Annotated in this window: 21 protein-coding genes; 14 read left to right on the forward strand and 7 right to left on the reverse strand. The window is 67.4% G+C overall.

The annotated features are described in order from the left end of the window. Positions 1-66 precede the first annotated feature (66 nt). From accB to ACK6C6_RS01835, 4 genes are all read right to left on the reverse strand, one after another. A complete protein-coding gene (gene accB / locus ACK6C6_RS01820) occupies positions 67-540 on the reverse strand; it encodes an acetyl-CoA carboxylase biotin carboxyl carrier protein (RefSeq protein ID WP_209587422.1) in 474 nt (157 codons plus the stop codon). Between the two features lie 91 nt (positions 541-631). Continuing rightward, positions 632-1,069 (reverse strand): type II 3-dehydroquinate dehydratase, encoded by a 438-nt coding sequence (gene aroQ / locus ACK6C6_RS01825; RefSeq protein WP_209587423.1) that lies wholly within the window; start codon positions 1,067-1,069, stop codon positions 632-634. Between the two features lie 263 nt (positions 1,070-1,332). Next, on the reverse strand, positions 1,333-1,887 hold the full coding sequence (locus ACK6C6_RS01830; RefSeq protein WP_409265589.1) for a redoxin family protein: 555 nt from the start codon (positions 1,885-1,887) through the stop codon (positions 1,333-1,335). Further along, complete coding sequence (locus tag ACK6C6_RS01835; RefSeq protein ID WP_409265590.1) at positions 1,884-2,513, reverse strand: hypothetical protein; 630 nt, start codon at positions 2,511-2,513, stop codon at positions 1,884-1,886. Before ACK6C6_RS01835 ends, ACK6C6_RS01830 begins: the two co-directional genes overlap by 4 nt. A gap of 89 nt (positions 2,514-2,602) precedes the next feature. Between ACK6C6_RS01835 and mpl the strand changes: the two genes are divergently transcribed. From mpl to corA, 8 genes are all read left to right on the forward strand, one after another. Next, positions 2,603-3,970: a UDP-N-acetylmuramate:L-alanyl-gamma-D-glutamyl-meso-diaminopimelate ligase gene (mpl, locus tag ACK6C6_RS01840; RefSeq protein WP_409265592.1), complete on the forward strand. Its 1,368-nt coding sequence runs from the start codon at positions 2,603-2,605 to the stop codon at positions 3,968-3,970. After that, complete coding sequence (locus tag ACK6C6_RS01845; RefSeq protein WP_409265594.1) at positions 3,967-4,548, forward strand: YqiA/YcfP family alpha/beta fold hydrolase; 582 nt, start codon at positions 3,967-3,969, stop codon at positions 4,546-4,548. Before mpl ends, ACK6C6_RS01845 begins: the two co-directional genes overlap by 4 nt. Continuing rightward, on the forward strand, positions 4,545-5,141 hold the full coding sequence (locus ACK6C6_RS01850) for a chorismate--pyruvate lyase family protein (protein ID WP_409265595.1): 597 nt from the start codon (positions 4,545-4,547) through the stop codon (positions 5,139-5,141). The genes ACK6C6_RS01845 and ACK6C6_RS01850 overlap by 4 nt, the downstream gene beginning before the upstream one ends. A 1-nt stretch (position 5,142) precedes the next feature. Next, positions 5,143-7,194 (forward strand): ribonuclease catalytic domain-containing protein, encoded by a 2,052-nt coding sequence (locus ACK6C6_RS01855; RefSeq protein WP_409265597.1) that lies wholly within the window; start codon positions 5,143-5,145, stop codon positions 7,192-7,194. Between the two features lie 139 nt (positions 7,195-7,333). Continuing rightward, positions 7,334-8,188: a TonB family protein gene (locus ACK6C6_RS01860; protein WP_409267291.1), complete on the forward strand. Its 855-nt coding sequence runs from the start codon at positions 7,334-7,336 to the stop codon at positions 8,186-8,188. Continuing rightward, entirely contained in the window at positions 8,185-8,994 is an 810-nt protein-coding gene (gene aroE / locus ACK6C6_RS01865; protein WP_409265599.1) for a shikimate dehydrogenase, read from the forward strand. Before ACK6C6_RS01860 ends, aroE begins: the two co-directional genes overlap by 4 nt. 30 nt (positions 8,995-9,024) lie before the next feature. Beyond that, complete coding sequence (mtgA, locus tag ACK6C6_RS01870; protein WP_209587431.1) at positions 9,025-9,744, forward strand: monofunctional biosynthetic peptidoglycan transglycosylase; 720 nt, start codon at positions 9,025-9,027, stop codon at positions 9,742-9,744. Between the two features lie 108 nt (positions 9,745-9,852). Next, entirely contained in the window at positions 9,853-10,818 is a 966-nt protein-coding gene (gene corA / locus ACK6C6_RS01875; RefSeq protein ID WP_036215305.1) for a magnesium/cobalt transporter CorA, read from the forward strand. 72 nt (positions 10,819-10,890) lie between these two features. Here the strand turns inward: corA and hemL are convergent, their stop codons facing one another. Both hemL and ACK6C6_RS01885 read right to left on the reverse strand, forming a co-directional pair. After that, positions 10,891-12,183 (reverse strand): glutamate-1-semialdehyde 2,1-aminomutase, encoded by a 1,293-nt coding sequence (hemL, locus tag ACK6C6_RS01880; protein WP_409265600.1) that lies wholly within the window; start codon positions 12,181-12,183, stop codon positions 10,891-10,893. A gap of 19 nt (positions 12,184-12,202) precedes the next feature. Next, positions 12,203-13,021: a hydroxymethylpyrimidine/phosphomethylpyrimidine kinase gene (locus tag ACK6C6_RS01885; RefSeq protein WP_409265601.1), complete on the reverse strand. Its 819-nt coding sequence runs from the start codon at positions 13,019-13,021 to the stop codon at positions 12,203-12,205. A gap of 91 nt (positions 13,022-13,112) precedes the next feature. Between ACK6C6_RS01885 and ACK6C6_RS01890 the strand changes: the two genes are divergently transcribed. The 6 genes from ACK6C6_RS01890 to ACK6C6_RS01915 all read left to right on the forward strand — a co-directional run bounded on the left by ACK6C6_RS01890 (position 13,113) and on the right by ACK6C6_RS01915 (position 22,272). Further along, the gene (locus ACK6C6_RS01890; protein WP_029755924.1) at positions 13,113-13,265 is read left to right on the forward strand and encodes a rubredoxin; all 153 of its coding nucleotides are present in this window, start codon (positions 13,113-13,115) and stop codon (positions 13,263-13,265) included. 121 nt (positions 13,266-13,386) lie between these two features. Next, complete coding sequence (locus ACK6C6_RS01895) at positions 13,387-13,782, forward strand: PleD family two-component system response regulator (protein WP_036215297.1); 396 nt, start codon at positions 13,387-13,389, stop codon at positions 13,780-13,782. Positions 13,783-13,807: 25 nt separating this feature from the next. After that, a complete protein-coding gene (locus tag ACK6C6_RS01900; RefSeq protein ID WP_409265602.1) occupies positions 13,808-14,197 on the forward strand; it encodes a PleD family two-component system response regulator in 390 nt (129 codons plus the stop codon). Continuing rightward, positions 14,194-14,730 (forward strand): chemotaxis protein CheW, encoded by a 537-nt coding sequence (locus ACK6C6_RS01905; protein WP_409265603.1) that lies wholly within the window; start codon positions 14,194-14,196, stop codon positions 14,728-14,730. Before ACK6C6_RS01900 ends, ACK6C6_RS01905 begins: the two co-directional genes overlap by 4 nt. 56 nt (positions 14,731-14,786) lie before the next feature. After that, positions 14,787-17,033, forward strand: a complete 2,247-nt coding sequence (locus ACK6C6_RS01910; protein WP_409265605.1) for a methyl-accepting chemotaxis protein — start codon at positions 14,787-14,789, stop codon at positions 17,031-17,033. Between the two features lie 28 nt (positions 17,034-17,061). Beyond that, positions 17,062-22,272 carry an Hpt domain-containing protein gene (locus ACK6C6_RS01915; RefSeq protein ID WP_409265606.1) on the forward strand — a complete coding sequence of 1,737 codons (5,211 nt, stop codon included), beginning with the start codon at positions 17,062-17,064 and terminating at the stop codon, positions 22,270-22,272. On the opposite strand, the gene ACK6C6_RS01920 is transcribed toward ACK6C6_RS01915, so the two are convergent. Then, entirely contained in the window at positions 22,253-23,707 is a 1,455-nt protein-coding gene (locus ACK6C6_RS01920) for a cryptochrome/photolyase family protein (RefSeq protein ID WP_409267292.1), read from the reverse strand. The genes ACK6C6_RS01915 and ACK6C6_RS01920 overlap by 20 nt on opposite strands. Between the last annotated feature and the right edge of the window lie 104 nt (positions 23,708-23,811).

Raw genomic sequence — 23,811 nt, forward strand, 5'->3', positions numbered from 1 at the left:
ATCAGAAAGCGCGCCGGACACGACATGGGATGGGCTGGCGGCAGGACGCCGCCGGGCCGAAGGTTCTTAACCGATGACGAATAGCGGCTGGCCGAATTCGACCGGCTGGCCGTTTTCCACGAGAATCTTGGTGACCGTGCCGGCGACGTCGGCATCGATCTCGTTCAGGAGCTTCATCGCTTCGATGATGCACAGGGTGTCGCCCGACTTGATGCTCTGGCCGACTTCGACGAACGCCGGGGCGCCCGGAGCCGACGAGCGGTAGAAGGTGCCGACCATCGGCGACTTGACCACGTGGCCGGTCTGCTCGGCGGCGGCAGGGGCGGCGGCCGGAGCGGCGGCCGCGGGTGCCGGGGCGGCCTGCACGGCCGGCGCGGCGTAGTGCTGCACGGCCTGCTGCGGCATCATCATCATCTGGCCTTGCGGGTTTGCGGACGACTTGACGATGCGGACCTTGCTTTCGCCTTCGGTGACTTCGAGTTCAGCGATGTCTGATTCGGCGACCAGGTCGATCAAGGTCTTGAGTTTTCTGAGATCCATGTGAAACCCCTTGGTGTTTTATTCGTTTTAGAGAGCGGGCGTCGCGCTGGTGGGTGGCCGCGTCGCCGCTGATACATGAAGTTGACGTAGATTAACGCGATTTAAGCGCGAAGTCGATGGCAAACCGGTATCCGTCCGGACCCAAGCCGCAGATTACGCCTTGCGCAATTGCGGACAGGTACGAGTGGTGCCGGAAGGGCTCGCGGGCATGGACATTCGAGATGTGTACCTCCACGAACGGGATTGCCACCGCAGCAAGCGCATCGCGCAGGGCCACGCTGGTGTGGGTCAGGCCGCCCGGATTGATGACGATCGCATCCACGCCGTCGCCGCGCGCGGCGTGGATGCGGTCGATCAGGGCTCCTTCATGGTTGCTCTGGAAGCAGTCGAGGCTTGCGCCCGCGCTTGCCGCCTGTGCCTTGGCTGCCTGCTCGATGTCGGCCAGCGTCGTCGCGCCGTACACCGCCGGCTCCCGGGTCCCCAGTAAATTGAGGTTGGGGCCATTAAGCAGCAGTAGCTTTTTCGCCATGTTTAGAGTCTGAACGCCCGAAAGGAAGGCATTGTGCCGCCAAGCTCGGCTATTGGCAAGCAGTAAAATTGCCAGTTGATGAAGGCATGTTCGAAGAAATTCGGAAAAGAACGGTCGTTCGCTGAGGTGCTTTTCGTAGGGTGGACGGGGTACTTCAGGCCAGTGGCCTGAAGTACAAGCGTCCGCGCGTTCAACTACACCATGATCATCGGTCGCGTGGTTTCAACCGTGATTTGAACGCGCGGACGGCAAAGCCGTCCACCCTACAGCTTCGCCAGGTCCGCGCGCAGTTCGTCGAACTTCAGCTTGCCCAGGTAAGTCTTGCGCACCTGGCCATCCGCGCCGATCAATACTGTATACGGCAAGCCCCCGGCGGTATTGCCGAAGTCCCGCGACAGCTCGGTCCCGCCCATCCCCGCCACATACAGCGGGTAGGCGATCTTCAGCTTGGCCGCGAATTCCTGCATGTTCGAGGGCGAATCGATGCCGATGCCGATCACGTTGAAGGTCTTGCCGCCATCCTTGCCTGCCAGCTCGGACAGTTCCGGCATCTCCTGCACGCAAGGCGCGCACCAGGTTGCCCAGAAATTCACCAGGAGCGGCTTGCCGCGCCACTTCGCCAGCGATTGCGGCGCGCCCTGCAGGTCGTTCAGCGACTGCGCGAACAGGTTGTCGACCGCCGTGTGCGGCTTGCCGCCGGTCGGCGCAATGGCAGTCGTAATCGGGGGAGGGTCTTTCTTGTTGATCGCCACCAGGGCGCCCATGATGCCGAACATGGCGGCAACGGCCGCGTAGACAGCCACGTGTTTCTTGTTCATTCGTCCTGTTCCAGGGTTTGATCATCCGCCATCAGCGCGCGCAGCCCGGCTGCGTCGATCCGCTGCAGGCGGCCATCGGCGCGCGGCTTCAAGGCGCCGCGCAAGTCATGAAAGTCGTACAACTCGGCATGGATAGTTTCCTTATGCCACATAAAGCTGACCGTTTCAACCGGATCGTGCCGGCCGCCCTTGAAATGGGGCGTTTCCGAGATCTCTATATTGACGTTGCGGTTGAGCAGGTAGATCTCGACTTCCTTGGCGCTGTCGGCAAACAGCTGCAGGTGGATGTCGTCGTGTTCGCCCGCCGTGCCGTTCAGGACGGCGCCGGTGAGGTAGGGGCGGAAGTCGGCGAGCTGGTCCATGACCTGCAGGGCGGTCTCGCGCATGGCATTCAAGCGTGCGGCCTGGCCGGGGCCGCCGAACAGGGCCTGGTATTGACGGACCTGTTCCTCGATCTGCATGTTGTCGGGCATCAGGTTGGGGCTGGGGCGATCCACCCCGAGCACCTGGCGGGCCGCCTTGCGGCGTGCGGTGTCGTAATCGGCGCCATCCTGGGCGATCATGCGCGCAGCAAGGGCAGCGATTTCGGCGCGCAACTGGAGTACGTCCTTGTTCGGTGTAGGCATGCCTGAATCATACTCTTAAGCGGAAAATAACAGCGGGTCGGGTAAAATCGCGCTTTCGGACAACAAGCGCAGCTATTTCTTCCTCGACCATGCACATTCATATCCTCGGTATTTGCGGCACCTTCATGGGTGGCCTGGCGGTCCTGGCCAAGGAAGCCGGCCACCGCGTCACCGGATGCGACGCCAACGTCTATCCCCCGATGAGCACCCAGCTGGAAGCCCAGGGCATCGAGCTGATCCAGGGCTATGGCCCGGAACAGGTGTCGCTGAATCCCGACCTGTATGTGATCGGCAATGTCATGACGCGCGGGAATCCGCTGATCGAGGAAATCCTGAACCGCGGCCTGCCCTACGTCTCCGGCCCGCAATGGATCGGCGAGCACATCCTGCGCGAGAAATGGGTGCTGGCCGTCGCCGGTACCCACGGCAAGACCACGACCACCTCGATGCTGGCCTGGATCCTGGAAGACGCCGGCTATGCGCCGGGCTTCCTGATCGGCGGCGTGCCGATGAACTTCGGTATCTCGGCGCGCCTGCACGGCGACAAGCCGAGCGATTTCTTCGTGATCGAGGCGGACGAATACGACACCGCCTTCTTCGACAAGCGCAGCAAGTTCGTCCACTACCACGCCAAGACCGCGGTGCTGAACAACCTGGAATACGACCACGCCGACATCTTCCCGGACATCGGCGCCATCGAAACCCAGTTCCACCACCTGGTGCGCACCGTGCCGGGCGTGGGCCGCCTGGTCGTCAATGGCGACGAAGCCTCGCTGGGACGCGTGATCAAGCGCGGCTGCTGGAGCGAGAAGGAGACCTTCGGCCTGTCCGAAGGCGCGAACTGGAGCCTGGTCGAGCACCAGGGCGGTAGCTTCGACGTCCTGTTCAACGGCGACGTCCAGGGCACCGTGCACTGGGACCTGACCGGCCACCACAACCGCTCGAACGCGCTGGCCGCGATCGCCGCCGCGCGCCACGTCGGCGTGCCGACCTCGCAGGCGATCGCTTCCCTGGCGCGCTTCCAGAGCGTCAAGCGCCGCATGGAAGTGCGCGGCGTCGTCAACAATGTGACCGTGTACGACGACTTCGCCCACCATCCGACCGCCATTGCCACCACCGTGGGCGGCCTGCGCCAGAAGATCGGCACCGGCGGGCGCATCCTGGCCGTGCTCGAGCCGCGCTCCAACACCATGAAGCTGGGCGCCATGAAGGATGCGCTGCCGGGCAGCCTGAAGGACGCCGACCTGGTGTTCGGCTTCGGCAGCCAGCAGGCGCTGGGCTGGTCGCTGGCCGACGCATTGAAGCCGCTGGGCGGCATCGCCCACAGCTTCGACCAGCTCGACTACATGGTGCAGGCGATCGTGCAGGCGGCCCAGCCGGGCGACCACATCCTGGTGATGAGCAACGGCGGCTTCGGCGGCGTGCACCAGAAACTGCTGGACGCGCTGGCCCCATGATTCTGTATTTGCACGGATTTCGCTCCTCGCCCAAGTCCTTCAAGGCGCGCGTGGTACAGAAAGCGCTGGAAGAGGCCGGGCGCGCGCACGAGCTGATCTGCCCGCAGCTGCCGGCTTCGCCGAAGGAGGCGATGGCCCTCTGCCTGCTGCTGGCCGAGCGCCATGCACCCGACAATTTGTCCATCATCGGCTCCTCGCTGGGCGGCTTCTACGCCACCTGGCTGGCCGAGCGCCTGGGCGTGCCGGCGGTACTGCTCAACCCGTCCGTGAATCCCTTGAAGAACCTCGAGCACCACGTCGGCGTGACCACGGCCTGGCATTCGGATGAGCCTTTCGAGTTCCGCCGCGAATACATCGACGAACTGGCCGCGCTGCGTATCGAGAAGATCACCAGGCCGGAACGTTACTTCCTGATCGCGGCGACCGGCGACGAAGTGCTGGACTACCGCGACATGGTGGCGCACTACGCCGGGGCCAGGCAGCACGTGATCCAGGGCAGCGACCATGCGATCTCGGAATTCCCGCAGTATGTCGACGACGTGCTGGCCTTCTGCACCAATGCGGGCATGGCGCAGTGAGGGGAAGTTCGCTGAGACTGGCGGCCTGGCAGCCGCATGCCGGCGCCGTGCGCGCGCCGGCAGGCATGCGCGACTGGCTGACCACCGAAGGCTCGCTGACGGCGCGCCTGATGGCGCATAGCGAGGTCTTTCGCGTGCGCCGGCTGCACCAGAACGCCGCCACCTGCCTGGCGGACGAGGCGCGGGCGATCGGCCTGACGCGTCCGGGCCGGGTGTGGGAGCGCGAAGTGCTGCTCGAATGCGACGGCCGCCCGCGGGTGTTCGGCCATACGGTGGTGCCGACGGGCTGCACCGCCAGCGACTGGCCGCTGTTTTCGGCGCTGGGCGAGCGTTCGCTCGGCACCACGCTGTTCTACGACCCGCTGGTGCGCCGTGGACAGCTGGAATACGCGCGCATCCGCGCGGGCCATCCGCTGATGGAGCGCGTGCGCGCGGCCCTCGGCGGGGGTCACGAACATGTTCGTGACGACTCTCTTTATTATGCGCGGCGCTGCGTCTACCGCCGCCGTCAAGGCCTGCTGCTGGTCACCGAGGTATTCTTGCCCTCGGTGCTGGACCTGAAGCCGACCGGAACACAACAGAACACGAAATAACATGAACGTATTTTTTGAAGAGTCGGGCGATTTCAAGGTCGGCACGGTATTGTCGCAGGCCGGCGAGGCCTACCAGGTGGAGCTGGCCAGCGGCAAGCGCAGCAAGGTCAAGTCCAAGGACGTATTGATCCAGTTCGACAAGCCCGAGCCGGAAGCGCTGCTGGCCGCCGCCAAGGGCATCGCCGCCGAGGTGGACCTGGACTTCCTGTGGGAGGTCGCGGGCCAGGAAGAATTCGGCTTCGCCGAACTCGGCCTGGAGTATTTCGGCCATGCGCCGCTGCCGAGCGAGGCCGCCGGCCTGGTGCTGGCGCTGCACGCCGCGCCGATCTACTTCCATAAAAAGGGGCGCGGGCGCTACAAGGCCGCCCCCGAGCAGACCCTGAAGGCGGCGCTGGCCGGCATCGAAAAGAAGAAACAGCAGGCCATCGTGCAGGCCGGCTACGTCGACGAGCTCAAGGCCGGCAAGCTGCCGCAATCGATGCAGGCAATCGTGCAGCAGCTGCTGTTCAAGCCGGACAAGAACACCATCGAATACAAGGCGCTGGAAGCGGCCGCCTCCGAGCTGCAGACCACGGCGCCGCGCCTGATGCTGAACACGGGCGGACTGGCTTCGCCGAAGGAACTGCACATGTCGCGCTTCCTGTTCGAGCACTTCCCGCGCGGCGCCGGCTTCCCGACGGTCGAGGTGCCGAAGGCGCCAGGCGACCTGCCGCTGGCGGACGTCGCCGCCTTCTCGATCGACGACGTCACCACCACCGAGATCGACGACGCCATGTCGGTGGTCTGGCTGGACGACGGCACGGTGCAGGTGGGTATCCACATCGCGGCGCCGGGCCTGGGCATCCGTCCGGACGATGCGATCGACAAGATCGCGCGCGCACGCATGTCGACCGTCTATATGCCGGGCGACAAGATCACCATGCTGCCGGACGAGGTGGTGGACGCCTTCACCCTGTCCGAGGGCAAGGACTGCCCGGCGTTGTCGCTATATGCGGTGCTCAATCCCGCCGACTGGAGCGTGGTGTCGACCACCACCCGCGCCGAGCGCGTGCCGATCAAGCGCAACCTGCGCCTGAACGAGCTCGACGCCATCGTGACCGAGGAAGCGCTGAACGAGGGCAGCGGCGAGTACGAGCACAAGAAAGAGCTGGGCCTGCTGTGGCAGTGGGCATTGCACCTGGAAGCGGGCCGCATGAAGAAGCGCGAAGCCTTCGGCCTCAAGCCGGAGCAGGCCAACCGCGTCGACTTCAACTTCTACGTGGAAGACGACGTGGTGAGCATCGTGCGCCGCAAGCGCGGCGCGCCGCTCGACAAGATCGTGGCCGAGCTGATGATCTTCGCGAACAGCACCTGGGGCAAGCTGCTGCACGACTCGGGCGTGCCGGGCATCTACCGCTCGCAGGGGCCGGGCGCGGGCGGCTGGAACGCCAAGATCCAGGTGCGCATGGTCACGCATGCGGCCCCGCACCAGGGCCTGGGCGTCGACCAGTACGCATGGAGCACCTCGCCGCTGCGCCGCTACACCGACCTGGTGAACCAGTGGCAGATCCTGGCCTGTGCCTCGCACGGCGTGACCGCGCCGCTGGTGGCGCCGTTCAAGCACCGCGACGCGACCCTGTTCTCGATCGTCTCGGCGTTTGATGCGGCCTACGCGGCCTACAACGACTTCCAGCAGAACATGGAGCGCTACTGGTGCCTGCGCTGGCTGGGCCAGGAAAACGCCAAGCAGGTCGACGCCGTGGTGCTGAAGGAAGACGTGGTGCGCCTGGTCGAGATCCCGCTGGTGGCGCGCCTGGCCGGCATGCCGCAGCTGGCGCGCGGCGCCCAGGTCAGGCTCGATATCGTGCGCTGGGACGAAGTCGACCTGTCGCTCGAGGCGCGCCTGCTCGAGGTGGCGGCGGTGGCGCCGGATGCGTCGCTGGAGCTGGAGGAAGAGGAAGAGGGCGATACCGGCGAGGCGGCGCTGGCCGAAGTCGTGGAAGCCGAGGGTGTCGTGGCCGCGGTGACGACCGAGGACGGCGTGGAAGTTCCCGCCAACGCCGGAACCGCCTGATACCGTACGATGGCCGGCCCGGCCGGCCGTCGTACGAACCCCACCACACGGCGCAGTTGCAGGTTAGAATGCCCCATCCCTGATCCAACAGCCCGTCCGGGCACGCGCAGTGAAGTATTTGCAAGATAACCGTCCCCTGATGATCGCCCTCGGCGTCTCCGTGCTCGCGCACGCGGGGCTGCTGGCGCTGCGTTTCGCCGCGCCGGATGCCTTTCGCCAGCAGCCGGCCGACCCGGGACTCGAAGTCATCCTGGTCAACGCCAAGCATGCCAAGGCCCCGGTGAAGGCCGACGCGCTGGCCCAGGCCAACCTGGAAGGCGGCGGCAGCGCGGACGCCGGGCGCGCCCGTTCCCCGCTGCCCGACCTGCGCAAGGTCGAGAACGGCGAAAGCATCAAGGCCCTGCAGCGCCGCATCGCCGAACTGGAGCAGCAACAGCAGAACGTCCTGACCCGCGTGCGCTCGTCAAGCTTCCATGCGCCGCCCAAGACCGAGCAGGACAAGCCCGACCCTACCCGTCAAGGTGCCGACGCCCTCGACACCAGCCGCGCCATCTCGCGCGCCGCGGCCGAGGTCATCGAGCGCATCGAAGACCAGAACAAGCGCCCCAAGCGCACCCAGATCACGCCCAGCACGCGCCAGGTCGGCTATGCGCTCTACTACAAGGAGATGCAAAAGCGAATCGAGGAAGTCGGCACGCTCAACTTCCCGCAGCAGAACGGCAAGAAGCTGTACGGCGAGCTGGTGGTCTACATCCCGGTGTTCCAGGACGGGACCATCTACACGAAGGATGGCGGCCCGCGCGTCGAACGCAGCTCCGGCAACCCGGCCCTGGATGCGGCCGCCTTGAGAATCGTGCGCCAGGCCGCGCCCTTCGGGAACTTCCCGGCCAACATGCGCACGCAGGGCAAGGACGACCTGTGGGAAGTGATCACGCGCTTCCGCTTCACCCGCGAAGAAAAGATGCAGACGGAACTGCGAGGAGAGAACGGTTGACTGACAAGTATTGCGTGATCGGCAACCCGATCGCCCACAGCAAATCCCCCGAGATCCACCCCATCTTCGCGCGCCAGACCGGCCAGGACCTGGTCTATGAGCGCTGCCTCGCGCCGCTCGACGCTTTTGCCGCGACCGTGCGGCGCCTGGTGGCCGAAGGCTACAAGGGCGCCAACGTCACCCTGCCGTTCAAGATCGAGGCCGCCCAGGTCTGCACCCGGCTGGAAGAGCGGGCCCGGACCGCCGGCGCCGTCAACACCCTGGTGTTCGCGAATGGCGAGATCGTCGGCGACAACACCGACGGGCCCGGCCTGGTGGCGGACATCACCCGCAACGCGGGCGTCGCGCTGCGCGGCAAGCGCATCCTGCTGCTGGGCGCCGGCGGCGCCGCGCGCGGTGCGCTGCTGCCTTTCATCCAGCAGGGCCCGCGCGAGATCGTGATCGCCAACCGCACCGCGGCCACCGCCGTGCAGCTGGCCCGGGATTTCGCTCCTTACGGCATCCCGGTGCACGGCAGCGGCTTCGATGCGGTGGCGGGCAGCTTCGACATCGTCGTCAACGCCACCTCCGGCAGCCTGGCGGGCGAGGTGCCGCCGGTGGCGGCGAGCGTGTTCGGCCCGGGCACGCTGGCCCTGGACATGATGTACGGGAACCAGCCTACCGTGTTCATGGCATTCGCGGCCGGCCATGGCGCCGCCACCCGCGACGGCCTGGGCATGCTGGTGGAGCAGGCGGCCGAAGCCTTCGCCATCTGGCGCGGCGTGCGGCCCGATACGGCGGAGGTATTGAGGAAGATGCGCCCCTAGATAACAACGATGAGCACAACGACAATAACGATGGGTAAAACCCGCAAGGTGGCTGCGAAGTCCTCGCGCCGCTGGCTCAAGTGGCTGATCCTCGGGCCGATCCTGCTGGTGCTGCTGGTCCAGCTCTACTTCTTCGTCATGGTCTGCTGGTATGCGATGTTCAATCCGTCCTCGACCAGTTTCATGCGCCAGCAACTGGCGGCGCTGCAGGAAAAGAATCCGAAGGCACAGCTCAAGCACCAGTGGGTGCCCTACGAGCGCATCTCGAACAACCTCAAGCGCGCCGTGATCGCCTCGGAAGACGCGCGCTTCAACGAGCACGACGGCGTCGACTGGGAAGCGCTGGAAAAGGCGTACGAAAAGAACAACCGCCGCAGCAAGGTGGTCGGCGGCGGCTCGACCATCACCCAGCAGCTGGCCAAGAACCTGTTCCTGAGCGGCTCGCGCAGCTACCTGCGCAAGGGGCAGGAGATGATCATCGCCTTCATGCTCGAAACCGTGATGCCCAAGCGCCGCATCCTCGAGATCTACCTGAACGTGGTCGAATTCGGCCGCGGCGTGTTCGGCGCCGAAGCCGCCGCCCGCTATTACTACCGCAGCTCGGCCGCCAACCTGGGCCCGGCCCAAGCGGCGCGCCTGGCGGTGATGCTGCCCAACCCGCGCTACTACGACAAGCGCGGCGTGACCAATTACCTTGCGCGCCGCGCCAACGCGATCCAGCGCCAGATGCGTTTCGCCGAACTGCCCTGAGCGCCGGGCGCCGCCGTCCTGTGACGAAATTGTCGTTACGGGGTGGCCGCTTGCCGGGGCTGTCGGTTACACTTGCGGCAGTTTTCGAATCCCGGCCGAGAAAAGCGCATGATCAACGTATTTGTCCTACAAAATGGCCGCCTGAACCAGGTCAGCGTCGACTCGCGCGAAGACCTGGAGAATGTGACGCCGGTCTGGGTCGACCTGAACGAACCCACCGACGAGGAGCGCATCCTGGTCAAGACGACCTATGGGGTGACGCTGCCGGGCGAGGACGAGGTGTCGGACATCGAGGCCTCGGCCCGCTACTACGAAGCCGAGAACGGCGACCTGCACCTGCGCACCGACTTCCTGCTCGAGGAAGAGGACGGCCCCTCGCGCGTGGTCACGGTCGCCTTCATCCTGTCCGGGAAAATCCTGTTCTCGGTGCACAACGACGACCTGCCGGTGTTCCGCCTGGTGCGCCTGCGCGCGCGCTCGCGTCCCGGCTCGATCGAAGACTACATGGACGTGCTGCTCGACCTGTACGCGACCGACGCCGAGTACTCGGCGGACGCGCTGGAGGGCATCTACGAGGCGCTGGAAGAAGTTTCCACCCGCGTGCTGCAGAAGGAATTCACCGACCAGGACGCGGCCGCCGCGCTGAACGCGATCGCGCACGAGGAAGACTTGAACGGCCGGATCCGCCGCAACATGATGGACACGCGGCGCGCGGTCAGCTTCCTGATGCGCGGCCGGCTGCTGAACGCCGACCAGTTCGAGGAAGCGCGCCAGATCCTGCGCGACATCGAATCGCTGGACGGCCACACGTCCTTCCTGTTCGACAAGGTGAACTTCCTGATGGATGCCACCGTCGGTTTCATCAACATCAACCAGAACAAGATCATCAAGATCTTCTCGGTGGCCTCGGTGGCCTTCCTGCCGCCGACCCTGATCGCCAGCATCTACGGCATGAACTTCAAGGTCTTCCCGGAGATCGAGTGGGCCTACGGCTATCCCTTCGCGCTGGGCCTGATGGTGGCGGCGATCGCGGCGCCGCTGCTGTACTTCCAGCGCCGCGGCTGGCTGCGCTGATGAAATAAAATTTCAAAAAGAGACGGGCGGTGAAATATTATTTCATCGCCCGTTTTTGTTTTTACAGCCTGGTCAGCCGATGCGCTTGAACACCCGGCGCGCCGCCTCGACCGTCTCGTCGATCACCGCATCGCTGTGCTGGGCCGACACGAAACCGGCCTCGAACATGGCCGGCGCAAAATACACGCCCTCGTCCAGCATGCCGTGGAAGAAGCGGTTGAAGCGCTCCTTGTCGCCCGCCATCATCTGGCCGTAGGTCGACGGGATGCTGTTGCTGAAGTAGAAGCCGAACATGCCGCCCACCGCGTCGCCGCAGAAGGGAATGTCGTTCTCCTGCGCCGCCTCGGTCAGGCCCTGCACCAGGCGCGCGCTGGCCGCGCCCAGCTTCTCGTAGAAGCCCGGCTCCTGGATCAGCTTCAGGGTCGTCATGCCGGCCGCCACCGCCACCGGGTTGCCCGACAGGGTGCCGGCCTGGTACACCGGGCCGAGCGGCGCCATCTTCTGCATCAGCTCCGCATGGCCCCCGAAAGCCGCCACCGGCAGGCCGCCGCCGATCACCTTGCCCAGCGCGGTCAGGTCCGGCCTGATGCCGTACATCTCCTGGGCGCCGCCCAGGCCTACGCGGAAGCCGCACATCACTTCGTCGAAGATCAGGACCGTGCCGTACTCGGTGCACAGCTCGCGCATGCGCTGCAGGAATTCCGGCGTGGCGCGGATCAGGTTCATGTTGCCGGCCACCGGCTCCACGATCACGCAGGCGATGGTGTCGCCCATCGAGGCAAAGGCGTCTTCCAGCTGCGGGATGTTGTTGTAGTCGAGGACCAGGGTGTGCTTCACGAAGTCTTCCGGCACGCCGGCCGAGGTCGGGTTGCCGAAGGTGAGCAGGCCGGAACCGGCCTTCACCAGCAGCGAATCGGCGTGGCCGTGGTAGCAGCCTTCGAACTTGACGATCTTGTCGCGTCCGGTGGCGCCGCGCGCCAGGCGCAGCGCGCTCATGGTCGCCTCGGTGCCCGACGAGACCAGGCGCACCTGCTCGATCGACGGCACCAGGCGGCAGATCTCTTCGGCGATCTCGATCTCGCCTTCGGTCGGGGCGCCGAAGGAGAGGCCCCGGCTTGCGGCTTCCTGCACCGCCTTGATCACCTGCGGGTGCGCGTGGCCGACGATGGCCGGACCCCAGGACCCGATGTAGTCGATGTAGCGCTTGCCGTCGGCGTCCCAGAAATACGGGCCTTCGGCGCGGGTGATGAAGCGCGGCGTGCCGCCCACCGAGCGGAAGGCGCGCACCGGCGAATTCACGCCGCCCGGCGTGGTTTGCTGGGCGCGGGCGAACAGTTGGTCGTTCTTCGAGGTGTTGTCAGTCATGATAGCGAAAGGGACTTGTTCAGCCCCGGTAGAATTTGTTGGGAATGAACTTGCCCATGCCGAAGCGCTGGGCGTGTTCGAGCGCGCCGGTGGTGTATTCCTGGGCGGCGAACAGCGCCTGCGGCGCTTCCATGCCGCAGGCCATCAGGGCGGTGAAGGCTGCCGAATAGGTGTTGCCGGCGCCGACGAAAGGCCCCGGCAGGTGCTGGTACTCGACCTTGGCGACCACGCCGTCGGCGTCGAACAGGGTGTTGGAGCAGGTGCCGTCCTTGTCGCGGGTGCCGGTGACGAGCACGTACTGGCAGCCTGCATTGGTCAGTTCGGCGACGTCCGCCAGCAGGGCATCCGCGCTCTCTTCGCCCTCGTCCGGCACGTCGCGCCAGGTCTCGGCCATGCGGCCCAGCTCCGACTGCGACAGCATCAAGACGGTGGTCTGCGGCGCCAGGATCGAGCGGATCGCGGACAGCATCTCTTCGTCGGCCAGGCCCGAGTCGGGCAGGGCGGACAGGAAGGGGTCGAGGACCAGGGGCGCGTCCGGATAGTCGGACACGATCTCGGCGATCGCCGCCAGTTGCAGCACGGTGGCCACGGCGCCGACCTTGAAGGCGGCCACCGGCATGTCCTCGAGCAGGACCCGGGCCTGGTCGGCCATCCAGTCGCTGTCGACTTCGTGCAGGTTTTCCACCTTGGCGCTGTCGGCGACCAGCAGCCCGGCGACCACCGACAAGCCGTGGCATCCGTGCGCGGCGAAGGCGGCCAGGTCGGCCTGCACGCCGAGCGCGCCGACCGGGTCGGACACGCCAAATGTCAGGATCAGGGGTAAGGTTTGGTTTTGCACGACGCCTGGATTAATATACGCGACTCTCCATTTTACTTTACCGAGGAAGCATATTGTGAGTAACGATTCGACGGCCCCTTTCCAGACCTGGATGTGCCTGATCTGCGGCTGGGTCTATGACGAGGCCGCCGGCGCCCCGGACGACGGCATCGCACCGGGCACCCGCTGGGCCGATGTGCCGATGAACTGGACCTGCCCGGAATGCGGCGCCCGCAAGGACGATTTCGAGATGACCGCTATTTAAGATTGTGTCAAAAACATGTGTGTTTGCAGGAAGTTACGTAAAAGTTGACTTGTTGCAACACATCACGCACAAGGCGAAAACCCTGTGCTATCGTGGCGCTTCATGCTGAAGTGAAACGAAAATGACGACATCGCCGCACCCAACCGGCCTGACCATCATGGTGATCGACGACAGCAGCACGATCCGCCGCTCCGCCGAAATCTTCCTGACCCAGGCCGGCTACCAGGTGGTGCTGGCCGATGACGGCTTCGATGCGCTGGCCAAGATCAACGACCATCACCCTGCGCTGGTGTTCTGCGACATCCTGATGCCGCGCCTCGATGGCTACCAGACCTGCGCCCTGATCAAGAAGAGCGCGCGTTTCCACGCCACCCCGGTGCTGATGCTGTCGTCCAAGGACGGCCTGTTCGACCGTGCGCGCGGCGCCATGGTGGGCGCCAGCGCCTACCTCACCAAACCATTTTCCAAGGACAGCCTGCTGGCCGCGGTGCGCGAGCACACGGCGGCGAAGGCTTGACCGATTACCGACCCCGGAGCCCAAGGTGGCCATTCAACACATCCTGATCGTCGACGATTCCCCGACCGAACGCTTCTACCTGACCGACATCCTGGCGCGCGCCGGCTATGCCGTGAGCACCGCCGTCAATGGCGAAGAGGCGATCGACAAGATCCGCGCCGAGCGCCCGCAACTGATCCTGATGGACGTGGTCATGCCCGGCGCGAACGGTTTCCAGGTGACGCGCTCGATCGCGCGCGACCCCGAGCTGAGCAAGATCCCGGTCATCATCTGCAGCAGCAAGAACCAGGAAACCGACCGCATCTGGGGCATGCGCCAGGGCGCCAAGGACTACCTGATCAAGCCGGTCGACCCGGCGCTGCTGCTGGCCAGCATCGCCTCGCTCGACGCCAGCCCGGCGGCCGCCGCAGCATGAGCGGGGGCGAGTCCAGGCTCGACCCTGCGGCACGCCGCACCCGCCTGCGCGAATACCAGGAGCAGCTGCTCGAGCGCATGCAGGCGGCCAAGGGCGGCGGCGGCGCGCCGATCCAGCAGCTCGGCATGCAGGTGGGCGGCACCCGCTACCTGCTCGACCTGCTGGAAGCCGGTGAAATCGTGTCGCCAGTGCCGCTGGCGCGCGTGCCCCTGACCCAGCCCTGGTACCTGGGCCTGGCCAACGTGCGCGGCACCCTGGTCGGCGTCATCGACCTGGCGCGCTACCTCGGCGAGGAAGGGCAGCCGGCCTCGGGGCCGTCCGCGCGTCTCGTCACCTTCGCCCCCACGCTCGGCTTCAACTGCGCGCTGCTGGCCGACCGCGTGTACGGCCTGCGCCAGGCGGCCGGCATGCAACGCGAGGGCGAGGTCCTGCGCGACGCCGACGACCAGCTGTGGACGCCGCTCTCGCTGGCGGCCCTGGTGCGGGAAGAGCGCTTCCTGCACGTGGCGCAGCAGCCGGACGGACGCAGCTAACCAATACAACAAAAGCAGGACCAGGAGCCGGTATGGGATTCGCCTCGAAACTCAGCATGAACGTATTCTCGAAAGACAACGCGGACGACGATACCGTGATGGCCTCGCCCGACACCCAGTTCGGCCCCGGCGTGCTGGCGCCGCCTTCCCATGAGGGCGCCGCGCATGGCTCGGCCGACGCCGCCGCGCGCCGCCTCGGCAGCACCCGCCCGCGCAAATCCCAGCCGGGCGCGGGTGAATCCGCCGGCGACGGCGACGAGCTGCGCCTGCCGCTGATCGGCCACCTGTCGCTGTCGCGCCAGCTGCGCCTGGTGCTGGCCGCCTTCGTGGCCGGCATCCTGCTGACCGTGCTGTCGATGTGGCAGAACGCCGCGCGCACCGACGTGGTCTCGAACCAGGGCCAGATCGCCTCCGACGCCCTGATGCATGCCCAGCGCGTGGCCAAGGCCGCACCGAACGCCCTGCGCGGCGAGATGGGCGCCTTCAACGAACTCGACGACAGCCGCGCCGAAGTCGGCCGCCTGCTGCAGCTGCTGGCGCGCGGCGGCCAGGCCGACGGCAAGGCCATCCCCGCGTCCTCCGGCGAGCTGCAATCGCTGCTGGCCAAGGCGCGTTCGGCCTGGGTCGCCTCGAACGCGGCCGCCACCACCATCGTCGGCAACAAGCGCCACCTGGTCGGCTTCGGCGCCAGCGTCGACAAGTTCGAGCCGCTCGCCAAGGAGCTGCAATCGATCGCCGACAAGCAGCCCGGCAACGCCTCCCTTGGCCGCCTGGCCGCGCTGGCCGAGCGCCTGTCGGTGTCGACCCATGCCTTCCTGGCGCCGGGCGCGGCCCACCGCGAGGCCGCCCGCGCCATCGTGCGCGACGGCGCCGAACTGGGCGCGCTGCTCGACAGCCTGGCCGACGGCAACGGCGCCGGCATCGATCCCGTCCTGCGCGAGCGCGTCGTCGATGCGCGCACCGCCTACAAGGGCTGGCAGGAAGGCTTGGCGCCGCTGTCCACCAACGGGCACAACTTCAATGCCTCCCACGCCGCCGAGCAGGTCATCGCGCGCGACAACGAGGGCCTGCGCTCGACCCTGGCGCGGGCGCAGCTCCAGTACCGCAGCGCGCTGGACACCAGGAGCGGCTGGTTCTGGCTGCTGGTCGGCGCCTCGATCTTCACCCTGGCCATGGGCGGCAGCATCAGCCGCGTGATGCTGCTGGACTCGCGCAACCGCGCGCGCGGCGCCGAAGCGCGCCGCCGCGAGGCCGAGGCGATGCGCCAGCTGGCCCAGGCCAAGGAAGAGGAAGCCAAGGCTACCAACGACCAGAACCAGGCGGCGATCCTGCGCCTGATGAACGAACTGCAGGAAGTGGCGGACGGCGACCTGACCGTGCACGCCACCGTCTCGGAAGACATCACCGGCGCGATCGCCGACTCGGTCAACTACACGGTCGAGGAACTGCGCGAACTCGTCTTGCGCGTCATCAGGACCGCCGAGCAGGTGACGCGCGCCGCCGGCGGCGCCCAGGCGGTGTCGACCGAGCTGCTGGGCGCGGCCGACGCCCAGTCGCACGAGATCCAGGAAGCATCGAGCACGGTGCTGCGCATGGCCACCGAGATTTCCGAGGTGTCGCGTTCGGCCACCGAATCGGCCGACGTGGCGCGCCAGTCGGTGGCGGCGGCGGAGCAGGGCGCGCGCGCCGTGCAGAACGCGATCCTGGGCATGAACGAGATCCGCGAGCAGATCCAGGAAACCTCGAAGCGCATCAAGCGCCTGGGCGAATCCTCGCAGGAGATCGGCGAGATCACCGACCTGATCTCGGACATCACCGAACAGACCAACGTGCTGGCGCTGAACGCGGCGATCCAGGCCGCGTCGGCGGGCGAGGCCGGGCGCGGCTTCTCGGTGGTGGCGGAAGAGGTGCAGCGCCTGGCGGAGCGCTCGGCCGAGGCGGCCAAGGGCATCGGCGCGCTGGTGCGCACCATCCAGGCCGACACCCACGACGCGGTGGCGGCAATGGAAAAGTCGACCCAGGGCGTGGTCGAGGGCGCGCGCCTGTCCGATGCGGCCGGTGCGGCGCTGATCGACATCTCGCGCGTGTCGAACCGCCTGGCGGAGCTGATCCAGGAGATTTCCGGCGCGGCTGAACGGCAGGCGACGTCCGCCAACGGTGTGGCCCATAATATGCAGCATATCCTCTCGGTGACCGAGCAGACCCAGGGCGGCACGCGCCAGACGGCGCAGTCGATCCGCGAACTGGCGCTGCTGGCCCAGGAACTGAAGGATTCCGTGTCGCGCTTCCGCGTGGCGGCATAACCAGCATCATCACCTGTAACCCGAGCCCATGACGAACCCATCCTCCCAACGCATGCCAGCCTTCGATACCGGTCCCCTGTCCTGGGTGATCGGCGAGATCAGGGATGCATTGGGACGCTCGGGCACGGCCTTGCGCGATGCGGCCGGGCGCAGCCTTGAAGCGCAACCGACCCTGCTGCTGCACGCGAAGACCCACCTGCACCAGGCCGACGGCGCCCTGCAGCTGGTGGACGTGGAAGGCGCCGCGGTGCTGGGCGGCGCGGCCGAACAGCTGATCGACGCTTTCAAGGACGGGCGGGTCGCGTGCACGCTTGACGCGGTCAAGACCGTGCAGGACGCCTACCAGGCCCTGGTCGAATACCTCGACGAGCTGCTGGCCGGCAGCCGGCAGCAGCCGGCGCGCCTGTTCCCCTACTACCGCGACCTGCAGGAGCAGCTGGGCGTGGAACGCATCCACCCGTCCGACCTGCTGCCCGCCGGCCTCGGCAAGGGTGTCGAACTGGATACGCCCGCATCCGGCGACAAACCGGACGTCGCGGCCTGCCGCGCGCGTTTCGAAAAAGCGCTGCTGCCCTACCTGAAGAGCGGGGACGCGCAGCACGCGGCCGGCATGCGCGACGCGCTGGCGCCCATCGCGGCCAGCCAGGAAGAGCCGCGCGCGCGCCTGTTCTGGCAGGCGCTGCATGCCTTTGCCGGCGTGGTGGCCGACGGCCAGATCGACAGCGACCTGTATGTGAAGCAGCTGCTCGGCCAGGTCAACCTGCAGCTGCGCCGCCTGTCGCAGGGGCAGGGCGGCACGCCGGACGCGATGCTGCGCGACGCGCTGTTCTTCGTCGCCGCAGCCGCCCGGCCGAACCCGGACGCCCAGCGCCTGCGCCAGGCCTGCGGCCTGGACGGCCTGGTGCCGCACGACTACGCCGCGCGCCGCTACGGGCGCATCGACCAGGCCACCTTGCAGGAAGCGCGCGAGGCGCTGGCCCGCACCAAGTCGGACTGGGACCGCATCGCCACCGAGGGCGACCTCGAGGTCGAGGAAGATTTCAACGAACAGCTCTCGCGCCTGGCCGGCGCCAGCGAAAAGCTGGGCGCCCCCGCCCTGGCCCAGCTGATGCGCGAACTCGGGCGCGCCGCGACGGACGCCATGCAGGCCGGCCGCAGCGACGAGGTCAAGCTCGAGATGGCCACCGCCATGCTGTTCGTCGAGAACGGCCTGGACCAGCTGCGCCAGCTGCCCGAGGACTTTGCCGAGAATGCCGAAGCGGTCGGCGCGCGCCTGCTGGCGCTGGCCGCCGGCGAGACTCCGCCGGATGCGCCGCAGTGGCAGGGAGAACTGGCGCGCCAGATCCAGCAGGGCCAGACCGTGGCGGTGCTGGCCGGCGAGATCAAGGCCGGCCTGCGCCAGGTCGAGAAGCTGCTCGACGATTACTACGACAACCCGGCCAGGCGCGAGGTGCTGGCCCAGGCCGAGCCGGTGCTGCACCAGCTGCAGGGCGCGCTGGCCATCCTCGACCAGGAACAGGCCGTGCAGGCCGTGCGCCACGTCGCCGGCGAGGTGCGGACCCTGGAGGCCAGCGCCGGCGAGCTGAGCACGCAGTCCGCCGTGCTGCACAACATCGCCCAGAACATCGGCGCGCTCGGCTTCTTCACCGACCTGCTGGCGCAGGACAGCGAAGCGGCCAGGGGGCGCTTCACCTTCGACCTCGAGAAGCGCCTGCTGCGCGAGCTGCCCTTCGAATTCGTCGAGGCGGCGCCGGAACCCGCCCCGGCCCAGGAGGCCGCGACGCAGGAAGCACGGCAGCAGGAAGCCACCATCGAGTCCGAACTGCTCGAAATCTTCATCCTGGAGGCCCAGGAAGTGCTGGGCTTCGTGCTGGAAGCGCTGCCCCAGGCCGAGAGCAATCCGGGCAGTCAGGAGACCTTGACCCTGCTGCGCCGGGGCTTCCACACGCTCAAGGGCAGCAGCCGCATGGTGAGCCTCGACAGCTTCGCAGAAGGCGCCGCCGCGGTCGAGCGCGTCATGAACCTGTGGCTGGCCGAGGCGCGCAGCGCCACCCCCGAGCTGCTGGGCCTGCTGCGCCAGGCGCATGCGGAACTGTCCGCCTGGGTGGCCGAACTGGCCGCCGGCGGCGCATCGCAGCGCGACAGCGCGGCGCTGGTCGCGGCCGCGGCGCGGGTGCTGGAGGGCGGTGCGCCTGAAGAGCTCCCGGTGCCGGTGCTCGAGGATATCCTCGAGCCCGAACCCGAGCCCCGGGCGGACACCAAACGCATCGGCGGCCTGGACATCCCGCTCGGCCTGTACACGATCTACCTCGACGAGGCCGAGACCCTGGTGCAGCTGCTGGCGCAGGACTTCGAGGACTGGCGCGCGGAACCGGAACGGCGCGCTTCGCCGGAGGCCCTGAAGGCGGCGCACACCCTGGCCGGCACCTCGTCCACGGTTGGCTACACCGCGCTGCGCGACGTCGCCCATGCGCTCGAGCTGGTGCTGGAAAAGCTGGCGGCGCCGGGCCCGGTGCTCGACGACGACGGCCGTGAACTGCTGGAGTCGGCCCTGTCGCGCGTGCGCACGATGCTGCAGGTGTTCGCCCTCGGCGAACTGCCCCCGGCCCAGCCGGAGCTGATCGCCCAGCTCGACACGCTGCTGGCGCGCCTGGCCAGCCAGCAGGCGGCAAGCGTGTATGGCGAGGTCGATCCGGAGCTGGCCGTGACGCTCGACGCCCTGTTCGCCTCCGCCTACAGTGAGATCCTGGCCGCGCCACCACCGATCGAGCAGCTAGCTGCGCCGCGCGAAGAACAGCAGCAGGAGCGCGTGGCCGACGAGATCGACGACCTGTTCGACAGCTTCCTCGACGACCCGTTTGCCGCCCCGGCCCTCGACCAGGCCGCGCCGGCGCAGCCGGAGCCTGCGTTTGTCGCGGTCACGCCGGACGAGGCGGTGCTCGATGCGGCGCCGGAAAGCGTGGCGGCGGTGCTCGACATGGTCACCGAACCGGTGCCGGAACCCGCGCCAGCGCCGGCGCCTGCCGCGGCCGACAGCGTGCTGGCTGCCAGCCCGGCCTTCACCGACGAACTCGACCCGGACCTGCTGCCGGTGTTCCTGGAAGAGGGCGCCGACCTGTTCCCGCAGATCGGCAACGGCCTGCGCCAGTGGCAGCAGAACCCGCAGGACCATGCCATCGCCCAGGGCTTGCTGCGGGCGCTGCACACGGTGAAGGGCAGCGCCCGCATGGCCGGCGCGATGCGCCTCGGCCAGCACACCCACGAGCTGGAAACCCAGATCGAGAACATGGTGCACGCCGGGACCACCACGCCGGCGGCGTTCGACGAACTGCTGGCGAACTATGACGGGGCCCTGCTGCTGTTCGAACAGCTGCAGCAGCCCGCGGCGATGGCGGCGCCTGCAAGCGTACCGGCGCCCGCCGAGCAGCCGGGCAGCCGCGCGCCGCTGGTGCGGGTGCGCGCCGACATCCTCGACCGCGTCGTCAACCAGGCCGGCGAGGTGTCGATCTCGCGTTCGCGCCTGGAAAACCAGGTCGGCACGATCAAGGGCGCGCTCACGGACTTCTCGGACAACCTCGACCGCCTGCGCCGCCAGATGCGCGAGATCGAGATGCAGGCCGAGTCGCAGATCGCATCCACCCTGTCGATCGCCGGCGAGGAGAAGTTCGACCCGCTCGAGTTCGACCGCTTCACGCGCCTGCAGGAACTGACGCGCATGATGGCCGAGAGCGTGAACGACGTCGAAGCCTTCCATGAAAGCCTGTCGCGCACGGTGGACAGCGCGGTCGAAGACCTGGCGGCGCAATCGCGCATGACGCGCGACCTGCAGCGCGACCTGATGCGGGTGCGCATGGTGCCGTTTGCGAACCTGGCCGAGCGCCTGTTCCGGATCGCGCGCCAGACCGCGAAGGAACTCGAGAAACGCGTCAACCTCGACATCCGCGGCGGCTCGGTGGAAATCGACCGCAGCGTGCTGGAACAGATGGCGGCGCCCTTCGAACACCTGCTGCGCAATGCGATCGTGCACGGCATCGAAGCGCGCACCGCACGCGTGGATGCCGGCAAGCCCGAGACCGGCGAGGTGCTGGTGCAGGTGAGCCAGCACGGCAACGAAGTGGCGATCGTCTTCAGCGACGACGGCGCCGGGCTGGACCTGGAGCGCATCCGCGCCAAGGCGCGCGACCTGGGCCTGCTGGGGCCTGGCCAGGTCGTGAACGACCAGGAAGCGGCCGAACTGATTTTCGAGCCAGGCTTCTCGACCGCCGACACGCTCACCGAGCTGGCCGGGCGCGGCGTCGGCATGGACGTGGTGCGCTCCGAGGCGCAGGCGCTGGGCGGCCGGGTGCTGGTCTCGACCGAGCCGGGCAAGGGCACGCGCTTCGCCATCCACCTGCCCCTGACGCTGGCGGTGGCGCAAGTGGTGCTGGTCGCGAGCGGCGGGCGCACCCATGCCTTGCCGGCGACCCTGGTCGAGCAGGTGCTGCAGGTGCGCGACACCGAACTGGGCGCGGCGCAGGCTGCCGGCGCGATCGCCGTGGCCGGCCAGCCGCACGCGCTGCACACGCTCGCCGTGCTGCTGGGCGAAGGCAAGGGCGGCGCGTTGCAGCGCCTGAACCCGGTGCTGGTCGTGCACGGCGCCGGCGGGCGCATCGCGCTGCGCGTGGACGAGGTGCTGGGCAACCGCGAAGTGGTGGTCAAGAACATCGGCCCGCAGCTGTCACGGGTGCCGGGCATCGCCGGCGCCACGGTGCTGGGCACGGGCGAGATCGTGCTGATCCTCGATCCGGTGGCGCTGGCCCAACGCCCCGCGGCGCCGCTCGCGGCCGTTGCCGATGAGGCGCAGCCGGAACGGAAAGCCGCCATCATGGTGGTGGACGACTCGATCACCGTGCGCCGCGTGACCCAGCGCCTGCTCGAGCGCGAAGGCTACCGGGTGATGCTGGCCAAGGACGGCGTCGACGCCCTCGAGCAGATCGAGGAGTCGCGGCCGGATCTGATGCTGGTGGATATCGAGATGCCGCGCATGGATGGCTTCGACCTGACGCGCGAGCTGCGCAGCAGGGAGGCGACCAGGGGGATTCCGATCATCATGATCACCTCGCGCACGGCGGACAAGCACCGCAATGTGGCGCTGGGCCTGGGTGTGAATGCCTACTTCGGGAAGCCCTATCAGGAGCCGGTGTTGCTGGCGGCGATCGAGAGTTTGCTGGACAAGCAGCTCAGCCCGCGGCCTTCTTGATCACCGCAAAGCGTTCCAGGGTCCGCTTCCTTGCCGTGTCATGGTCGACGACCGGCAAGGGATAATCCCGCCCCAGCACGACGCCGCGCTCCGCCAGCACCTCCGCATCGACCAGCCATGGCGCATGGATCTCCTTCGCGCTCAAACCTTCCAGCGCCGGCACCCACTCGCGAATGAAGTCCCCGTGCGCATCGAAACGCTGCGACTGCGCCACCGGATTGAAGATCCGGAACCACGGCTGCGCGTCGCAGCCGGTCGACGCCGCCCACTGCCAGCCGCCGTTGTTCGAGGCCAGCTCGTAGTCGTTCAGCTTGAGCGCGAAATAGCGTTCCCCGCGCCGCCAGTCGATCCCGAGGTCCTTGGTGAGGAAGCTCGCGGTCACCATGCGAAGCCGGTTGTGCATGAAGCCCGTGCGGTTCAGCTGCTCCATCGCCGCGTCCACCAGCGGATAGCCGGTGCGTCCTTCGCACCAGGCCGCGAACAGCGCATCGGCCTCCTCTCCGGTTTCCCAGGCCAGCGCATCGAAGGCCGGCTTGAACGAGCGGGTGACGAGCTGCGGGTTGCGCGCCAGGATCATCGAGTAAAAATCGCGCCAGATGAGTTCCGACAGCCATACCGAGGCGCCGGCGCCGCCGGCGCCGTTCTCGATCATCTGGCGCGCCGTGCGCACCAGGTGGCGGATCGAGGTGGTGCCGAAGCGCAGGTGGGTGGACAGGCGCGAGGTGCCGTCCTCCGAGGGGAAGTCGCGCGCCCGGCCGTAATCGGCGATGTGCGCAATGAAGCGCTCGAACAGTTTCTCGGCGCCCTCCATGCCTGCCGGCAGCGGCGGCTCGCCCGCTTCGAAGCCGATCTCGGCCAGCGAGGGCAGGGGCGGCGCGTCGGGCGGCGCGGGCGCGAAGGCCTGCGCATACGGGTCGACCGGATACGCGGCCAGCGCCTCGGGCATGCCGGCCAGGCGCTTGAGCCAGGCGTTTTTGTAGGGAGTGAACACCGAGAACGGTCCCTTGGCCAAGGTCAGCACCTCGTCCTGTTCGAAGATGACCTGGTCCTTGAAGCTCAGAAATTTCCTACCATCGGCGGCCAGGCGGGCTTTCATCCGTGCGTCGCGATCCACCGCGTCGGGTTCATAATCGGCACATACGAACACCGCGTCGACACCCAATTCGGTGGCGAGCGCCGGGACCACTTCAAGAGGGCGGCCCTGCCGCACAATCAGATAAGCGCCGAGCCGACGCAGCTCGGCCTCGAGGCTGGCCAGGCTGGCGTGGATGAACCGCACACGGCGGTCATCGCGCGGCAGCGGGTCGAGAATGTCGCTGTCATACACGAAAACGCAGTACACACAATTAGACGAGGTCAAGGCCTGGTGAAGGGCTGCATGGTCGAATGCCCGCAAGTCACGCCGGAACCAGACCAGGGAGTTGCTCATATTCATCATCGTGTGCAGGGTCAAGGTGGCGGCCGATTTTACTGGGTAGGATTCGTCCTAACAGAACTGCGTTTGCAGCTGGGCGGGACAGATCCGGGTCGGTCTGGCGG

The organism is Massilia sp. BHUDP2 (assembly GCF_046236355.1).
Lineage (GTDB): Bacteria > Pseudomonadota > Gammaproteobacteria > Burkholderiales > Burkholderiaceae_D > Telluria > Telluria varians.